The organism is Pseudanabaena minima str. Chao 2107 (assembly GCF_051131155.1).
In the GTDB taxonomy this organism is placed as follows: Bacteria; Cyanobacteriota; Cyanobacteriia; order Pseudanabaenales; family Pseudanabaenaceae; genus Pseudanabaena; species Pseudanabaena minima.
On sequence record NZ_CP159508.1, the window covers coordinates 1,962,063 to 1,979,829 of the forward strand.

Below are 17,767 nucleotides of genomic sequence, written 5' to 3' on the forward strand. Positions count from 1 at the left end.
ATATGGCTTTAGTACCAATGCGCCTGCTGCTCGATCATGCAGCTGAAAACGGATATGGCATCCCTGCATTTAATGTAAACAACATGGAGCAAATCCAGTCGATCATGCAGGCTGCTAATGAGACCAACAGCCCTGTGATCTTACAAGCTTCTCGTGGCGCACGCAATTATGCAGGCGAAAATTTCTTACGTCACTTAATTTTGGCTGCTGCTGAAACTTACCCTCATCTCCCTATCGTGATGCACCAAGATCACGGTAATGCGCCTTCTACTTGCTACTCTGCAATCAAAAATGGCTTTACCAGTGTGATGATGGATGGCTCACTGGAAGCTGATGCTAAAACTCCTGCTAGCTATGACTACAACGTTGCTGTAACTGCGGAAGTTGTAAAGGTTGCTCATGCGATCGGTGCTAGCGTTGAAGGTGAACTAGGTTGTTTGGGTTCACTGGAAACTGGTAAGGGTGAAGCTGAAGATGGACATGGTTTTGAAGGAGCATTGGATCATTCGCAACTTTTGACCGACCCTGATGAAGCTGCTGACTTCGTTGAGCGTACTCAAGTTGATGCTCTTGCAGTAGCGATCGGTACTAGCCACGGTGCTTATAAGTTTACTCGCAAGCCTACTGGTGAAATCCTTGCCATTAGCCGTATCGAAGAAATTCACAACCGCTTGCCTAATACTCACCTTGTCATGCATGGCTCTTCTTCAGTTCCTGAAGATTTGCTTGCTATGATTAATGAGTTTGGCGGTGCAATTCCTGAAACCTACGGTGTACCTGTTGAAGAAATTCAAAAGGGCATCAAGTGTGGTGTACGTAAGGTCAATATTGACACCGATTGTCGTCTTGCAATTACTGCTGCTGTACGCGAAGCATTGTTCAAGAATCCTAAAGAGTTTGATCCTCGCCACTTCCTCAAGCCATCGATCAAGTACATGCAAAAAGTATGTGCCGATCGCTATATCCAATTTGAAGCTGCTGGTCAAGCTAGCAAGATCAAGCAAGTTGGTCTTGATGAGTTTGCTGCTAAGTACGCTAAAGGCGAATTGACCCAAGTTAGCCGTCAAGTTGTTAAAGCTTAAATATTAAAATCCAAGAATTGTTGCGATGAAGCTAAGCTACACAGCAACAATCCTTAGGTAGCAAACGAGGCTTTTTGACACAAAATACAAAAATATAAGGGGCGCATTGCGCCCCTTATATTTTGATAGCATTGCTATACTTACAGTCGGTATTTGACCTACTTTTGCTCATGACTTCTTCTTTGTTTTCTATTGCTGAACCAAATAAAACAAATCCCAAAAAGCCAAAGCTTTTGGTCGTAGATGATGAGCAAGATAACCTTGATTTGCTATACCGTACCTTTCGCAGGGAATTTACGGTGTTTCGAGCGGATAGTGGAATCAGGGCGTTGGAAATTCTGGAAAGCGAAGGGGAGATGGCTGCTATCATATCTGATCAGCGAATGCCTGAAATGAATGGAACTGAGTTTCTCAGCCGCACTGTTTCTGATTTTCCTGATACGATGCGAATCGTGCTTACAGGATATACAGATATTAAGGATCTGATCGATGCGATCAATTCTGGTCAGGTGCATAAATATATTACGAAGCCTTGGGAGCCAGACCAACTTAAGTTGGTTGTGTCACAGGCGACCCATAGCTATGATTTACTGAAGCAACGTTCTGATGAGTTAAGCAGATCTCAGGCTCAAAATGCTCTGCTGTCAGTAATTGTAGCGATCGCCCAAACATCGAAACAGATATCTGGATGTATGCTGCCTCTAGCTGATGCATTTTGGCAAAATTTTGGTGCAGATGGGGTGATCTTACAGTTGGTTGAGCAAGACGCTTTAATCGATACTCAAGCTATATGTGGTGATTATCTTTGGGATCTGGCAACTGATCCTTTAGTACAGATGGCGATCGCAGAGAAAAAGTCACAAATTTCTCTATCTCCAAATCAGCAAGCTGATCTAGATCAACCATGCAAAACTAATTTGGCGATCACAATTACTTTCCGTGAACAGATTTTGGGGATATTGGCGATGCGTTGGCGCAAGGCAAATGCTTTGAGCCTTGATGATGTTGTGGTAATTCAGAAATGTGCTGATGAAGTAGCACTTGCCCTAACTTGTATTCGTTATTATGAAAGATTTTGAAACTCTTCTGGCTTTAGCGATCGCGATTGCCAATCAAGCCCATGCAGGACAACTGGATAAAGCGGGAAAGCCCTACATCTCACATCCATTGACGGTGATGGCGCAGATGGATACGCTCGAAAGCAAAATTGTGGCAGTTTTGCATGATGCGATCGAGGATTCTGATCTAAAAATTGAGGATTTAGTCAAGCAAGGTTTTCCTGAATTTATTACCGATGCGATCGCTGCTATTACCAAACTGGATGGTGAGCCGTATGAAGATTACATTTTGCGGGTGAAGTCTAATGAGATCGCCCGTAAAGTCAAGATTGCGGATCTGACACACAATATGGATATCAGTCGGATTGCCAATCCCACAGAAAAGGATTTTCAGCGTTTAGAGAAATATCAAAAAGTGCTCCAAGAATTAACTACTAACTAAAAAAAGATGCGCGAAGCGCATCTTTTTTTAGTACTTAGAAACTGCCCACGCTTAGGGGAACCCAATCGCCATTGGTGGTTAAGCCTAAAAACATCGATTCTTGCGATCGGATTGATTTACCAGTGAGAGCGCAAGATTCATCTCGCTGAGCCGTTGCGGTGACACTGGCGCGAATTTGTTCTAGGGAAATCCGCTTTTGTATCGGTGAGGATTGCCTCTGATCAATGTAATCCCAGAGAACACCACGGATTAGAGCCTGATAGCCTTGCCCGCCCGCCAATTCTTTGAGCTTTTCCTTTAGTTCCCGCTCTAGGCGAATGCTGGTAACTTCCATGTCTGTGGTCGCAGGCATTTGGTGTAGTGTCTGCATAATTTTTCTCCTAGTTAGTTTACAAAGTTCGATATCTATGTTTATACTACAAGTGTAGTATGACTATCTAAGAAATTCCAAGTACATTCCCATGAAATTCTATTTGTCCATCGGTCAGCATCAGATCGGATATCACCAAGTTTGGCAGCGAGCCAATTTCTTGGCAATATCTGGCTTTGCAATGACCATTTCGGACAGAGATGCGATCGGGATTTGTGGCGATATTTATGGTGATATTTCTTGCAATATTTTGGGCGATCGCGGGAACTTAGAATCCCCCGAACATTCAACCAAACAAGGCTCGCGGAGAGATGCTCTCACCAGCGTTAGCAGATTTATTAGTGCAATTAATCCAGAGACATGCCCAAGCGGGAGGTATCGGCAGGTTGCCGTACCCACATAACGATTAGACAATATAAGTCTTTCGCCCCCGCTTTCAACCCTAAGAAAGCGGGGGCATTTTTTTACGGTTTTCTAATGAGTTCATACTCATTAGAAAATAAAAAATCGCAAGGATAAGGTTTCATATCGCCTACGGCGATATGAAACCAGCAATATCGTGAGGAGAAGCCAATGCAGCTTATTAACCAGTATGAACCAGATGTATTGAGGCAATCGGTAGTCGTTTTTTCGCAAAACTATCTGCCTGTGAGCCGTATCAATATCAAACGGGCGATCGCTTTGCTAGTAACAGGTCGTGCCGAACCCTTGGAACTCATGAGCCAACAAACATGGCAAGTTGTTTCCCCCAGACTCGTCCTGCAAGTGCCAGAACATATCCGTCTGACGCTAACAAAATCAGAACGATTTTGGCGAGTTCCACCCGTTGCCCGTAGAGAAATCCTGCGCCGTGACAATCACACTTGCCAATATTGCGGTAGCACCAAAAAACTGACGATCGATCACGTCATTCCTCGCTCTAAGGGTGGTTTGAATACTTGGGAAAACGTTGTCATTGCTTGCGAATCCTGCAATCAACGCAAGGGCAATCGCACTCCTCAGGAAGCAAATATGACTTTGAGGACTAAGCCGAAAGCACCCGTTCATCCCACCGTTGCTTTTGCGGAACAATTCTGGCGATCGCAAGAAATAAACAGTGGATAGCGATTCTCGCGATTTTCAAGTTACCTACGGCAACTTGAAAATCGCCATCCTACTTAGATTGATATATTCTGGAGCATCAATCACCATGTTAAAACTCACTTATACCGAAGCTGGATTGCACTTGGAGCGATTGGATATCTCCCTAGAGGAATTCGTCACCAATCGGATGTTGCTCAGTTTGCGTTCTGGCTCATCGATCCATATCGAATCCAGTCGCGCCGCATTTCTGTTGACTGCGGATGTTGTGGATTTGTTATTACTAAAGTCTGTCATGTCCGATCAGATCGCGAGCAAGCTGAGTGTGGATAAGGTTGACGATCGCTATGTTGAGGTTTGCTTTAGTGGTACTTGGATCGCTAATGATCTCTGTGCTGAAGAAGGGACTCTCGTTACGGCTTTAGGCGATCGCGTTGAGTTCTATTTGCATAAGCTCTGGAAACTCAGCGAGTCCGCTTTAACATTCGCAAACTTCTAGAAAGGAAGCGCTTGGCGCTTCCTTTCTAGAAAATTAAAAACATTTTGAGAGACCCCTTGACAATCATGTAGTATGTATAATACAAATATACTACAAAGCGATTACAAAAGCTTCTGCACCTTGAAAATTGAATATTTGCATTAGATAACTGATGTTACGTGGAAGGAATTCCTGCGATGTTGAAGGATCGGGGCTGGCACGGAGGCACAGCCCCTACCAAAAATTTAAATTATTCAGGTAGGGGCAACCCCCCGTGGTTGCCCTGCTGTACGAGCAGCAAGAAATTCATACCTCAATCTTCCCTTGGTAGCTCAGTTGGTAGTAGCGCCTGTTTGAAGAACAGGAGGTCGTCAGTTCAATTCTGACCTGAGGGGTTTTAGTTCAAAAAAATTTGCTAAGCAAATTTTTTTGAACTATCAGCGTTGCCTTGTAGCTCAGTGGTAGTAGCGATCGCCTGTTAAGCGAGAGGTCGTAGGTTCAATCCCTACCAAGGCAGTTGGTATTTTTGCTCCTGTAGCCCAATGGAAGAGGCGTTCGGCTTAGAACCGAAGCGTTGGAGGTTCAAATCCTCTCAGGAGTATTGAATAAAAGCATTGCATACCAATGCTTTTATTATCTTTTCCAGGTGTGGCGCAGAGGTAGCGCGGCTGCTTTGGGAGCAGAAGGTCATAGGTTCAATCCCTATCACTTGGATACAGCGCTGAGCGCTGAGCGCAATTAAAGAAAAAAATTGCAAAGCAATTTTTTTCTTTAATTGGAAAAGCTATGCAGGGATGGAGCAAGGGAGGCTCTTGAGACTCATAACCTCAAAATCGGCAGGTTCAACTCCTGCCTCTGCAACCAAATATCACTGAGATTAAGCGTGCTTTGCACGCTTAATCTCAAAATACTTTTGCTGGTGTAGCTCAACTGGCAGAGCATCTGTCTTGTAAACAGAATGTTACAGGTTCAATTCCTGTCATCAGCTTAAAAACTGTAAAGGAAGTCTCCTACGGAGACTTCCTTTACCTAACTAATTTAGGAGAACGATCATGTTGCATTTTTACTCACCAGATTTCTTGAAATTTTTTTACTTCATTATCAGCTTTCAGAATTCCATTATTAGATATTTGAGATTATGAGCGAACATCGCCTAGAAGAAATTGTGATCGAACGTCCGCGTGGTGGCATGAGACAAAGCTCTCGTAGATTAAAAGGTGAGCGCAAGAAACTCGAGCGTTTAACCCTTGTGGCTAGCGAAGATGGTTTACTCAGTCCCTACTTAATCAAAGTGAGACAGAAAACCAAATATTTCTCCGATCATCTGGCTCCATTACGGCGATTTTTACGATCGCATGTTGGTCAACCTTGGGATTTGGTGTATAGCAAACTATGCGATCGCCTAGACCAAAGAACTGTGACTGGACAGCATGTGGTTACGCATCTCTGGCATTATGTGGAACGCTATGTCGAAATTGTCGATGGCAAGCCCTGTCGTAAGCCATATCAACCTCGCTACCTTGGCGATGGCTGTTTTGGCAGAAGGTATGACGAATTTTATGTTCATCCTGAAACAGGACTGCTATGCGAAGCAAAGCGATCCAAATAAACAGAGTGAGTGCTTTGCACTCACTCTGTTTATTTGTTTGTAAAGGAGGATGGGTTTTCATTTTGCTGTAAGCAAAATGAAAACCGCTATATTTTGGGAATGTCGCCTAATGGAGGGGCATCGATCTTCTAAATCGATCTGTGTAGGTTCGAGTCCTACCATTCCTGTTTTGACAACTAAAATCCAAAAGAAGCTGATTTGCCCGCGAAGCGAGCAAATCAGCTTCTTTTGGGTTATTAAACCAATTTACTTACAGCTCACGCAAAACATGCGATTATTTAATGAAAATTTGATTGGTGATAGCGATCGCATTATGATATTTGCACTGTAAATAGTATGCGTACTGAGAGCGAGGTTAATGACTGCCCAAGCAACACATCACAAGTCTGAGCATGAGCCAAGTAGCCCAAAGGACTGGTCGTGGAAATTTTGGCAGGTTGTGCCGCTTTATCCCTATGGTCAAAGACGCACTCTTCGCAAAGAAATTGTCAAGGATGCCATCTGGACTTTTGAGCAGATTCAGGGGATTTTTTATGTAGTAGTCCCGATCAGAATGACAGTTGTGAAGCTGTCGGCTGGAGGACTGTTGGTATATGCCCCCGTTGCTCCGACTCCCGAATGTATTCGCCTCGTAAATGAACTGGTTGCCGAGCATGGCGAAGTCAAATACATCATTTTGCCCACGGTATCAGGAATTGAGCATAAGGTATTTGTGGGACCCTTTGCACGGCAGTTTCCCAATGCTCACGTTTATGTCTCACCCCATCAATGGAGCTTCCCATTTAATTTGCCTCTCAGTTGGTTGGGTTTACCTTGGGGACGCACATCACTGTTACCTGAGGATAGCTCAAAGGTTCCCTTTGCCGATCAGTTTGAATATGCAGTTCTAGGTTCGATCGAACTGGGCTTAGGAAAATTTGCAGAAGTAGCACTATTGGACAAGCGATCGCAAACTCTTTTAGTTACGGATACAATTGTTTCTGTTCCCGAAAAGCCACCAGAAATATTACAAATCGATCCCTATCCATTACTATTTCATGCTAGAGATAGTGCGGATGAACCCATTGTCGATACAGAAGTGAATCGGATTCGCGGTTGGCAAAGAACGGCTCTATTTCTATTCTATTTCCGTCCCCAAGTTTTGGAAACTGTTTCCTTTTTTCAAGCTTTATTGGATATTACCAAAGCCCCAGAGCGATCGCGCAAAGCCTTGTTCGGTTTATATCCCTTTCGCTGGAAATATAACTGGCATCAATCCTTTGAGGCTCTACGCGGCAATGGACGTATTTTCGTCGCGCCAATTTTGCAGACACTCATTCTTAATCGCGATCCGCAAACGGTACTTGCATGGGCTGATAAGGTTGCTAGTTGGAATTTTGTGCGGATTGTTCCTTGCCATTTTGATAATGCGATCGCAGCAACTCCTACTGATTTTCGCCGAGCATTTAGCTTTTTAGAAAAGAATCCAAAACTATCACATACTCCAAACTTGCCTGAAGAAGATTTTGCTGTTCTCAATCAAATCAATAACATTTTGCAAGGCAATCGAATTATTTTTGAAGCTAAGGACAAAATTTAAAAATAGATTCGCGTCTTGGATCGTCAATTCCTTGCAAGAAATATACAACTCTTTTGATTTCACGTTTCAAAGTTTGGCTATTTAGGGCTGACACTATTTCCATTACTAAATATATACATGCAATATATATGAAACTATCTCTATGTTATAGCTTTCAAGTATTGGAATGGCATAGCATCTGAAGGATAAACCAATAAGTTTTGCTGCAAATTTTCTTTTGATTCTTAAGAAAGAGCAAAATGCTGTAATTTAACGTGAGTTCGATATAGATATTTGTGGCGTGCGAAGCACGCCGCAAATATCTGAAAGTGGTAAGAATCTCTTAGTGATTCTTACCACATTTTGCTTTCGTCGAATTGATGTTAATTTACATCGTTTTATCGATCGCTAAAATAGTATGTAATAGAACATTCGCTCCTTGAGCGCATTGTTCAGGAGAAGTATATTCATCCTGAGAATGGCTAATACCATCACGACTCGGCACAAAAATCATCGCCATATCCGTAAAACGACCAATCTCTTGTGCATCATGCCCTGCTCGGCTAGGTAGATAGTCATAACTAAGTTTGAGCTCTTGACAAACATTAGCGATCGCTTCCATTAGTTCAGGTTTAGCTGGAGTTGGCAGCACATGAAGTTTCTGCTCAATGCTGATTTCTGTTCCCGTGCTTCGCGCGATCGCCTCACATTCTTTTTCGATCTGTGCGATTAAATATAGAAGATTTTCTTCGGAGAGGTCACGCAAATCGATACTCATATCCACTCGCGCAGGCACGACATTAGTAGCATTAGGCGACACTGTCAGATGTCCCACTGTTGCAACTTGTTCACCTTCCGTTTCTACACCGAGACGATTGATGGCGAGTACGAGTTGCGAAGCAGCAACAAGAGCATCTTTTCGCATATGCATCGGTGTTGTCCCTGCATGATTTGGGCGACCAATAATTTTCACCATGAATCGATATTGACCGACAATCCCTGTCACCACACCAATTTGTTTGTCTAGTGCTTCAAGCACACCACCCTGCTCCACATGGAGTTCAATAAAAGCGGCGATCTCATGGCGATCGCGTTTAGCGGTATGCAGCTTTTCCCAATCACCACCAACATTTTTTAAGCAATCTTGAATTGAAGTGCCATCTTTGCGGCGGTAACGTTCAGGATCGTTAGGTGCATTGCCTGCGATCGCTTTACAACCAATCACACTATTTTCTTCATCAGAAAAAACTATTACCTCAAAGGGATGACGCAACCGCACCTGATTTTCCTGTAACACTCGCGCCACTTCGATTCCCGCCAAAACGCCCAAGCACCCGTCGTAGCGTCCTCCAATGGGTACGGTATCGATGTGAGAGCCTGTCGCCAAAGCTGCTTTTGATTCTGTTCCAGAATAAGTACCAATAATGTTCCCAACTGCGTCACTACGCACTGACATTCCAGCTTCTTGCATCCAAGATGTCACTAATGCGCGAGCTTGAATATCCTCTTTTGAAAAAGCAAGCCGACATACCCCACCGTTGGGCAATTTGCCAATTTCTGCAAGCCCAGCAATACTGCGAGCAAGGCGATCGCAGTTGATCGCTAGTTTGGGGAGTAGCGCTATCATGTCTCAGATTATTCCTTGAAGATATATTAAGTACTAGTCTATGAATACAATATACTGTATACACATACTTATGATTAATACATGTCTTAATTTCTAGCAACCGAATGTATTTAAAGTATGGTTTTAGCCAAAAAACTAGAAGCGAGTTGCGATACGCAGTATCGTTGCGCCCTGTTAGATTTTGGAGCTTAGCTAAATAGCGATCGCTGTATTTTAAAAATTTCGGAACAATGGTTGTAAGACCTTTGTCTGTATAGACAATAATCGTCATGTCATAGTCATTGCTGTAAATCAAACTTTAAGCCAAACTAAATAGAATCCTCATAATTTAGGCTGATATGTTTGTGGTCAAAATCGTAGAGAATTATTCATACAGATTCTAGGAGATTTCTGATTGTTGCTCTCTTCACCTCGTCCCATCCAGCGTTCTCAATCGTTACGTGAGCAAACCTATCAGGTTTTGCGCTCAGCTATATTGTCAGGGGAATTTTTAGCTGGCTCACGTTTAGTAGAGACACAAATTGCAGAAAAATTACAAGTTAGTCGTACTCCAATCCGTGAAGCACTACAACAGTTGCAGCAAGAACAACTTGTAGTTGCTGATGAAAATGGCAACCTGCGAGTGGTTAGTTTTTCAACGGCTGATGCAAAACATCTCTACCGTTGTCGCTTGGTGCTAGAGCAAGAATCAGTACTAGAGGCTTGCAAAAATGCCACTAGTGAGCAGTTGGCTAAAATCGATTTGGCGGTTCAACAGGCAGAAAAAGCGATCGCGCAGCAACCAAATCAACTCACTAGTTACCAATTACTACATATCGATTATCAATTTCATCGGGCGATCGCGGAATGTTCTGGTAATCCTTGGTTAGCACTTTTGCTGGATCAGCTATTTGACAAGATGGCTTTATTGCGGATGCAGACGGTGCAGCAAAATCTCAAGGTATTAGAGATCCGCTCAGAGCATCGTCAAATTTATGATGCGATCGTGCAGCGTGATCATAAAAAAGCTTTGGAAGCGCTCACCAATCATTTAATGTCCAGTCAAGCCAGAGTTATTCTCGAAATCGAGCAATTACGAAACCAACAGAGCTAATCAATAAAGCTAAAGCTATGACCCAAACTTTATCGCCAAGAACTATCCTTCCAGTGACGACATTTGAGGCTTTTATTGATTGGCTGCCTGAAAGTTCTGGAGTACGGTACGAATTACATAATGGAAATATTGCGGAAATGCTCCAACCCGTCGGAGAACATGAAGAAGCTAAAGGTTTTTTAAATGTAGAAGTTTCCTTTGAAATTAAACGATTAGGATTGTCCTACGTTATTCCTAGTCAAACTCTTGTCAGACCTGAAGGCAAAGATTCGGGCTACTTGCCAGATGTATTAGTGCTGAATCGTGACAATCTGGTTAATGAAAAATTATGGAAAAAAGAGTCTGTTGTTAGTATCGGTGCGTCCATACCTTTAGTAATTGAAATTGTTTCAACTAATTGGCGAGATGATTACTATTTAAAATTTGCTGATTATGAGGAAATGGGGATTCCTGAGTATTGGATTGTTGACTATGCAGCTTTAGGCGGACGGAAATTTATTGGTAGTCCCAAATTACCGACTATCTCTGTTTGTAATTTAGTGGATGGCGAATATCAGGTCAGCCAGTTTCGTGATGCCGAGCGTATTGTTTCTCAAGCTTTCCCCGAATTAAAGCTCACTGCTGATCAGATTTTTCAAGCTTTAATCTCTAACTAACTGTATTGAATACCCTTTGCATTTGTAACTGAAACAAAATGACACAAACAACTGCACCACCATTGACTTTGTATGAACGCGATCTTGATTTGTGGTTAGAGATGGTGATCGTCCAGTTAAAAGCAGGTGACTTTCATAATTTGGATGTTGAAAACTTAATAGAGGAGTTAGAGGGTTTGTCAGGTAGTAACAAGCGTGAAATCGAGAGTAGGCTAATTAGATTGATTGAGCATATTCTTAAGCGCTGCTATGTCAATATGCCTGACTGTTATAGAGGCTGGGAAGTTACGATTATTAACAAGCGAGACAAACTTAGAAGACTTCTAAGACAGTCGCCAAGCCTCAAACGTCATTTCTTACAGTCCTTTGATGAGTCATTTGATACTGCTTTAGAACTGGTAAGGACTGAATATGATCAGACTAATTTCCCTGATACATGGCAGTTTAGCTCGGAGATCGAAATGATGTTAACTGTTAAATTTTGGGAATAGCGATCGCTGTCATTAAAAGCACTACAGAAAGCCAAATTTTGTGATTTGAGTAATTAGTACTAGAATCTTTTAAGCTTAAGTAAGCTTGAGATACTGTTCGTTACAAATCAATGGATGGGGCAATGGACGAGTTAAGCAATGTTCTAACACTGGCGACCGATGAGGAGTTATATCAAATAGCAGATATCCTCTTTCGCCGCAAGTTCAATCCCCTTGATTATTTTGCTACGCCACCCGTTAAAGAATTACAAAGTTGGGATCGCGATGAATTGATCGAAGCGATCGCTAAGCGTTTTCGATTTCTAGCTGCCGATGGATTAACGGTTTTACGCCGCAAAACTAGCGATGTCAGCTATCGCGAGGTTCTAGAGCGCGTATGTCAGCATCTGAATATTAAATATTCTAAAAATCAAACTATTGAAGAGATCGAATCAGAATTATTTCTGAATTTGATTAGCAATTCGTGGAAAAAACTTTCACCTCAAGAGCGTTCAACCATTGATGATTCGATGCAAGCGGCTCTTACGGAGTCAGATTTGCAAAGGGCTTTGCCCCTAGATGCTCAGCGCAACCCAATGAGTTTGCTGGTCAAAGGTGGTAGTGCGATCGCTGTGAGTACGGTGATTCGTTCGGCGGTACTTACGGCGATCGCCCGACAGATGGCTTGGCATTTTGCGTCTTACCAAGTTGGTTATGAGGTGCTTAAGGCTGGTGGTACAGCGATCGCCACAAGATTAAACGCCTATGTGTCAACATATTTAGCCAAACGGGGTATGGCAGTTGCAGCGACGCAATACACGGCGGCACGGACTGTATTTTCAGTGATTACGCCTGCGCTTTGGGGTTTGTTTTTTGCAGATCTAGGCTGGCGGGCGATCGCTACTAATTATGGACGGATTATTCCTGCAATTTTCATTGTTGCCCAAATAAGATTACTAAGGATGTCTTAAACAAAAAGAAACGCGCTTAGCACGTTTCTTTTTGTTTAAGACTACAATAGAGGATATGTTACGGATTGTTAAGAGAAATCCTGTATGACCCTCACTTCACCTCAAAGCATCCAAATTCCTACTTCACCTCTTCCTCAGAGCAAAATTTCTGCTTGGAATCGCATCGAAGAACCCATGTGGCAAGGTAGCGAAGATGATATCCGTAAAGGTTTACCATTTAATCTGCTGTCTCCCACTTGGCAAATGTTCTTAATGGGCGATGGAGCGCCAACCAGACATTTACAGCTACTAACTCAATCGGATATCTCGGTTGAGGTGCTAGCTATGACGAATATTGGGGACAATGATGATAATGCGCCATCGGATATTTCATTGATCGCGGCTCCACGGATTCGCCGACAGATCTTTTTGCGATCGCAACAAACGGGGGAGATCTTCTCCCATGCGACATCTTGGTGGTCAGAAGCGGCGATGCAAAAATATTTAAAAGATCCATCTCTGCCGATATGGGTCAGCCTCAACCAAAAGTACACTGAGCTTTATCGCGATCTCAAGGGTATTTATAAGGGGGCTTGCCCTAACTTGGCGAAAGCATTTGGCTATCCTGATGTTGATACCTATTGGGCTAGACATTATTTGCTATGGCACGGTGGTGAACCGATCACCATGCTCTATGAAATTTATTCACCAGCGATCGGTAAATATCTCGGCTCCAGTAGTCTCTAAGAATAAACCACGCTTTGCGCGTGGTTTATTCTTAAAGCAATTCCCCATCAAACGAACCACAAGAAAATTTTTAAAAGCGTTGCTTCGCAACGCTTTTAAAAATTTTCTTGGTTTGGATTTGAGCGCAAAGCGCTGTTATAATCGCTGTCTGTAGCGATTCGGTGACTGCATTGATTGCAATTTATCCAGGTAGTTTCGACCCAATTACCTTTGGACATCTCGATATTATTAAGCGCGGTAGTCATCTTTTTGAGCGCGTAATCGTTGCCGTTTTACGCAATCCTAATAAAAATCCTCTATTTACAATGGAAGAGAGGATGCTCCAGATCCGTGAAGCGACGAGTCACTTAGATAATGTGGATGTTGATACGTTTACGGGGCTAACTGTTACCTATGCTCATCTCAAACAAGCACAGGTTTTAATTAGGGGATTACGTGCAGTTTCTGATTTTGAACTAGAATTACAAATGGCTCATACCAATAAGACTTTGGCAAATGATATTGAGACAGTTTTTTTATCTACTTCCAACGAGTATAGTTTTTTGAGTAGTAGTGTAGTACGTGAAATTGCCCGTTTTGGCGGTGAGATTGGACATTTAGTCACGCCAGAGGTGGCGATCGCCTTAAGGCACAAATTCCAACAAGGCTCAACATAAATTACTGACTATTAAATTTTTCAAAACATTAAAAGCCCAGCTTTGCAAGGCTTTTAATGTTTTGGCTCCTAGAGAGGATTCTTGCCGCTAATCCTCTCTAGGAGCTATAGCTATAGCCACTTGTCTTGGGACAAATCAAAACCCAAGAATTGATTGGCGGCTCTTTGCGCCGCCAATCAATTCTTGGGTTTTATGTTTTATGTCCTAGTAAACTTGGTGACAGCTACAGTTTGAAATTAACCCAAACTGAGGTTAGTTAATACCAATTCATGAAAGTGTGGCAATACTTTTGTGAATTAAAAACAAACCCCTTAAGGGGTTTAAAAAACACAAAATGCTGTAGCCATTTTATGCTTTGGTATAAAGGCATTGATTCGCGTTGCCACTTATCTTTTGATTTTTGATTTGTCCTAAAAACAAATGAATTTTTGAGAATTTTTTGCCATGACCACTAGTCCTAATGCAACTTGCTTGGGAGAAATTCTGGATCGCATTACTAATCTATCTTTGCAGATTCATAATTCCACCAATTTAACTAATATGTTGAACGTAACCGTGCAACATACTAGAGAGATACTAGGTGGAGATCGCGTCTTAATTTATAAGTTTTTGCCAGACTATGACGGCGTGGTGATGGCTGAGTCAGTGAATGGACCTTGGACAGCAGTTTTAGGAGAATTAATTTGTGATCCTTGTTTTCCTAAATATGCAAAGCTTTATCAAGAAGGCAGATTTAGTGTCATTGAAGATACGCATACTCACCCAGTCGAGCCTTGCTATGCAAATTTGCTAGCAAGGATGCAAGTAAGATCAAATCTGGTGGTTCCGATCTTAGTCAGGCGACCATCATCAACACATCTATTTGGCTTGATCATTGTGCATCAATGCGATCGCCCACGTCAGTGGCAGGCTCAAGAAATTAGCCTCTTGCAGAACATTACAAGTCAGTTGGGGATAGCACTTCGGCATATTCCAAAATTGGAACCATTAAGGCTTTCTCAGACCTCTATCGAAGCTTTGCAAAAACCTTTGCAAAAACCTCAAACGTCAAAGGCTCAACAGATTGAGCAAGACCTGATCTGTAAAAAATTGCTATTACAGTCTATATCTGATGTATCTTCACTAGCCTTTTTTGTAGTTGATAATCGCACTGATGATATTCTTTATTTTAATCACCGTTTCTGTGAGATTTGGGGAATTGAACACTTAGAAGAGAGAATGCAGCGAGGGGAACTAAAAAACAACGATATCATTCCCGATTGTACTTCCTTAATTGCTGACCTATCCACTTTTATCGAATCCTGTCAGCTTTTACAGGATCAAGAGAATCGTGTAGTTGTTGAAGATGAAATCCACTTTAATGATAAGCGGATTATCCGTCGTTTTTCTAATCAAATTCGTGATCCCCAAGATCAATATTTTGGACGATTGTATATATTTGAAGATATTACGGAACGGAAGCAAATAGAAAATGCACTCAAAGCCAGTGAAGTCAGACAAAGAGCCGTTCTTAAAGCTATACCTGATTTGCTATTACGAGTCAAGCACGATGGTTCATGCCTAGATTGTATAATCCCTACTAATGTGAAAGTAAATCAGTTTGTGCCAATTGGGCAGAACATATCTGAGGTATTATCGCCCGATTGCTTCCAAGTACAACTCCAAGCGATCAAACGGGCGCTCTCTACCAAGCAATTACAAGTATACAAACATCAATTTTTAAAATTTGGCAAAATTGCCTACGAAGAAGTGCGGGTTGTGGCGATTAACGACCTTGAAGCCCTAGTAATTGTCCGAGATATTACATCGGAGGTGCAATTAGAGCAGCGTTTAGAACAGATTTCCCACAATATCCCTGGTGTTATTTATCAATATCGTCTAAGACCTGATGGCAGCTCACATTTCCCCTATGCAAGTCAAGGGATTCGCTACATTTACGATGTTGCTCCTGAAGATGTTAATCAAGATGCCTCTGCGATGTTTGAGCGCCTACACCCCCAAGATTTAGAATATGCGATGCAAACGATCGCTGAGTCAGCTCAAAATCTAACGGTATGGCAATGCGAATATCGAGTGCAATTTGCTGATGGACGTATCATCTGGGTCTCAGGACATGCAACACCACAACGTGAACCCGATGGCAGTATTCTCTGGCATGGATATACGCAAGAGATTACACAGCGCAAACAAGCTGAAATCGCATTAAGAGAAAGTGAAGTAAAACTTCGAGATGCCTATGCGGAGCAGAATGCACTATTTGCCGCTTTGACTGATATTGTGCTAATCCGCAATGCTGAAGGCAAATGTCTCAAAATTGTGTCTACACACTTTAATAACTTATTGGAGAATTACGAAGAAGTTCTAAACAAGTCAATCTATGAGGAACTTCCTCAGACAGCAGCTAGCATTCTATCCAGTGCCATCAAGGAAGCTCTAGACACAAGGAAAGTAGTCAGTTGTGATTACTGTTTAGAGATTCATGGTAAAGAAGTTTGGTTTGCCGCTAACATCTCTCCTCTAGCTGAAAATAAGGTGCTTCAGATTTCGAGAAATATTACTGAACGGAAGCAAGCAGAGATATCTCTAGCTCTTGCAAAGGAAGCCGCAGAGTTAGCAACGAGAACTAAGAGTGAATTCTTAGCTAATATGAGTCATGAAATTCGCACGCCAATGAATGGAGTAATTGGCATGACAAAAATGCTCTCATTAACATCTTTGTCTGAAGAACAGCGCGAATATGTGCAGGCAATCTGTGACAGTGGCGATATACTGCTAGCGGTTATTAATGACATTCTCGATTTTTCTAAAATTGAAGCAGGGAAATTAGAGCTAGAAAAACGTCCTTTTATGCTAGCGGATGCCGTGAAGTCAACCTGCTATATTTTGAGTAATCAAGCTGCTAAGCAAGAAACTTCACTCACGTATGCGATCGCTGCCGATGTTCCCACCTACATTGTTGGTGATATTGCTAGAGTCAATCAAATTTTGATCAATTTACTTGGCAATGCAGTCAAGTTCACTAAGCAAGGTAAAGTTCTATTATCAGTTAGTTCGCTTAAATCTTCTCGGTTACCTACTCAATTACTATTCTCGATTCAAGATACAGGTGTTGGCATATCGAGCGATCGCATTAATACGTTGTTTCAACCCTTTATCCAAGCTGATACTTCGATCAGTCGCAAATATGGCGGTACTGGACTTGGCTTAGCAATTTGTAAATATCTAGTCAAGTTAATGAGAGGTTCTATTTGGGTTGAGAGTCAAGGCTGTATATCTGGTGAACCACCCTTAGGTTGGCAAGTTGAGACGACTCCAGCAAATCAAGGTACAACTTTCTATTTTACGATCGCTTTATCCAGTCCTGCATCTGAGGCGATCGCTACGAAAGCCATTACTTCAGTTAAAGCTAACGATCATCAGGTTTTGATGGCGGAGCGGTTTCCTCTGAATATCTTAATTGTTGAAGATAATGAGTTAAATCAAAAAATTGCTTCCCTCTATTAACAGTTTGGATATCTCGTAGATATTGCAAATAATGGCATAGAGGCTTTAAGTATGGTGTCCAATCAAACTTATGATCTGTTATTTATGGATGTGCAAATGCCTGAGATGGATGGATTAACGGCAACTAAATTGATTCGTCAAGATGTCAATATTCAGTCTCAACCTCAGATTGTGGCTATGACCGCTAATGTGATGCTAGAAGATATTCAAGCCTGTTTAGATGCAGGGATGGATGATTACATTAGCAAGCCAGTTCGGACTGATGAACTTTTACGAATACTCACTCGATTTCAAACATAGTTATTGCAGTTTTCATATTGACGTAGAGACTGCATTAGCTTGAAAGCATTACTGATTTTGGTTTTTTAGTTTTCAAATGGGCTTATG

Annotated in this window: 17 protein-coding genes, 7 tRNA genes and 1 pseudogene; 23 read left to right on the plus strand and 2 right to left on the minus strand. The window is 42.1% G+C overall.

Translation table 11 applies throughout. The annotated features are described in order from the left end of the window. Positions 1–2 precede the first annotated feature (2 nt). From fba to ABM313_RS08640, 3 genes are all read left to right on the plus strand, one after another. Entirely contained in the window at positions 3–1,082 is a 1,080-nt protein-coding gene (fba, locus tag ABM313_RS08630) for a class II fructose-bisphosphate aldolase (protein ID WP_434687301.1), read from the plus strand. Positions 1,083–1,252: 170 nt separating this feature from the next. Then, positions 1,253–2,161: a response regulator gene (locus ABM313_RS08635; protein ID WP_434687302.1), complete on the plus strand. Its 909-nt coding sequence runs from the start codon at positions 1,253–1,255 to the stop codon at positions 2,159–2,161. Next, on the plus strand, positions 2,148–2,582 hold the full coding sequence (locus tag ABM313_RS08640) for an HD domain-containing protein (protein ID WP_434687304.1): 435 nt from the start codon (positions 2,148–2,150) through the stop codon (positions 2,580–2,582). The genes ABM313_RS08635 and ABM313_RS08640 overlap by 14 nt, the downstream gene beginning before the upstream one ends. Positions 2,583–2,616: 34 nt before the next feature. Here the strand turns inward: ABM313_RS08640 and ABM313_RS08645 are convergent, their stop codons facing one another. Beyond that, the gene (locus ABM313_RS08645) at positions 2,617–2,952 is read right to left on the minus strand and encodes a hypothetical protein (RefSeq protein WP_434687306.1); all 336 of its coding nucleotides are present in this window, start codon (positions 2,950–2,952) and stop codon (positions 2,617–2,619) included. 91 nt (positions 2,953–3,043) lie between these two features. Between ABM313_RS08645 and ABM313_RS08650 the strand changes: the two genes are divergently transcribed. From ABM313_RS08650 to ABM313_RS08705, 12 genes are all read left to right on the plus strand, one after another. After that, on the plus strand, positions 3,044–3,355 hold the full coding sequence (locus tag ABM313_RS08650; RefSeq protein WP_434687308.1) for a hypothetical protein: 312 nt from the start codon (positions 3,044–3,046) through the stop codon (positions 3,353–3,355). A 170-nt stretch (positions 3,356–3,525) separates the two neighbouring features. Continuing rightward, the gene (locus ABM313_RS08655) at positions 3,526–4,056 is read left to right on the plus strand and encodes an HNH endonuclease (RefSeq protein ID WP_434687309.1); all 531 of its coding nucleotides are present in this window, start codon (positions 3,526–3,528) and stop codon (positions 4,054–4,056) included. Continuing rightward, positions 4,049–4,531 (plus strand): alr0857 family protein, encoded by a 483-nt coding sequence (locus ABM313_RS08660; RefSeq protein ID WP_434687311.1) that lies wholly within the window; start codon positions 4,049–4,051, stop codon positions 4,529–4,531. Before ABM313_RS08655 ends, ABM313_RS08660 begins: the two co-directional genes overlap by 8 nt. A gap of 300 nt (positions 4,532–4,831) precedes the next feature. After that, positions 4,832–4,905 (plus strand) — tRNA-Phe (locus ABM313_RS08665). Positions 4,906–4,954: 49 nt separating this feature from the next. After that, positions 4,955–5,027, plus strand: a tRNA-Asn gene (locus ABM313_RS08670). Positions 5,028–5,038: 11 nt separating this feature from the next. Further along, positions 5,039–5,111 (plus strand) — tRNA-Leu (locus ABM313_RS08675). A gap of 41 nt (positions 5,112–5,152) precedes the next feature. Continuing rightward, positions 5,153–5,224, plus strand: a tRNA-Pro gene (locus ABM313_RS08680). 73 nt (positions 5,225–5,297) lie between these two features. After that, positions 5,298–5,374 (plus strand) — tRNA-Met (locus ABM313_RS08685). 51 nt (positions 5,375–5,425) lie between these two features. Beyond that, positions 5,426–5,498, plus strand: a tRNA-Thr gene (locus tag ABM313_RS08690). Positions 5,499–5,648: 150 nt separating this feature from the next. Continuing rightward, positions 5,649–6,119, plus strand: a complete 471-nt coding sequence (locus ABM313_RS08695; RefSeq protein WP_434687312.1) for a hypothetical protein — start codon at positions 5,649–5,651, stop codon at positions 6,117–6,119. A 95-nt stretch (positions 6,120–6,214) separates the two neighbouring features. After that, positions 6,215–6,286, plus strand: a tRNA-Arg gene (locus ABM313_RS08700). 191 nt (positions 6,287–6,477) lie between these two features. Beyond that, positions 6,478–7,698, plus strand: coding sequence for a DUF4336 domain-containing protein (locus ABM313_RS08705; protein WP_434687313.1), 1,221 nt, complete (start codon positions 6,478–6,480; stop codon positions 7,696–7,698). A gap of 367 nt (positions 7,699–8,065) precedes the next feature. Here ABM313_RS08705 and ABM313_RS08710 read toward each other — a convergent pair whose 3' ends face one another. Then, the gene (locus tag ABM313_RS08710; RefSeq protein ID WP_434687315.1) at positions 8,066–9,304 is read right to left on the minus strand and encodes a Zn-dependent hydrolase; all 1,239 of its coding nucleotides are present in this window, start codon (positions 9,302–9,304) and stop codon (positions 8,066–8,068) included. A 394-nt stretch (positions 9,305–9,698) separates the two neighbouring features. Between ABM313_RS08710 and ABM313_RS08715 the strand changes: the two genes are divergently transcribed. The 8 genes and pseudogenes from ABM313_RS08715 to ABM313_RS08750 form a co-directional block, all read left to right on the plus strand. Then, positions 9,699–10,397, plus strand: a complete 699-nt coding sequence (locus ABM313_RS08715) for a GntR family transcriptional regulator (RefSeq protein WP_190579254.1) — start codon at positions 9,699–9,701, stop codon at positions 10,395–10,397. 17 nt (positions 10,398–10,414) lie between these two features. Further along, positions 10,415–11,053 carry a Uma2 family endonuclease gene (locus ABM313_RS08720; RefSeq protein WP_434687317.1) on the plus strand — a complete coding sequence of 213 codons (639 nt, stop codon included), beginning with the start codon at positions 10,415–10,417 and terminating at the stop codon, positions 11,051–11,053. Positions 11,054–11,091: 38 nt separating this feature from the next. Beyond that, positions 11,092–11,544 (plus strand): DUF29 domain-containing protein, encoded by a 453-nt coding sequence (locus ABM313_RS08725; RefSeq protein WP_434687319.1) that lies wholly within the window; start codon positions 11,092–11,094, stop codon positions 11,542–11,544. A gap of 110 nt (positions 11,545–11,654) precedes the next feature. Continuing rightward, the gene (locus ABM313_RS08730) at positions 11,655–12,494 is read left to right on the plus strand and encodes a YaaW family protein (RefSeq protein ID WP_434687321.1); all 840 of its coding nucleotides are present in this window, start codon (positions 11,655–11,657) and stop codon (positions 12,492–12,494) included. Between the two features lie 84 nt (positions 12,495–12,578). Further along, positions 12,579–13,220 (plus strand): chorismate lyase, encoded by a 642-nt coding sequence (locus tag ABM313_RS08735; RefSeq protein ID WP_434687322.1) that lies wholly within the window; start codon positions 12,579–12,581, stop codon positions 13,218–13,220. Between the two features lie 170 nt (positions 13,221–13,390). After that, positions 13,391–13,876 (plus strand): pantetheine-phosphate adenylyltransferase, encoded by a 486-nt coding sequence (gene coaD / locus ABM313_RS08740; RefSeq protein ID WP_434688422.1) that lies wholly within the window; start codon positions 13,391–13,393, stop codon positions 13,874–13,876. 444 nt (positions 13,877–14,320) lie between these two features. Continuing rightward, complete coding sequence (locus ABM313_RS08745; RefSeq protein ID WP_434687323.1) at positions 14,321–17,380, plus strand: ATP-binding protein; 3,060 nt, start codon at positions 14,321–14,323, stop codon at positions 17,378–17,380. A gap of 18 nt (positions 17,381–17,398) precedes the next feature. Next, positions 17,399–17,680 (plus strand): annotated as a pseudogene (locus tag ABM313_RS08750) (response regulator); the annotation flags it as partial. Positions 17,681–17,767 lie beyond the last annotated feature (87 nt).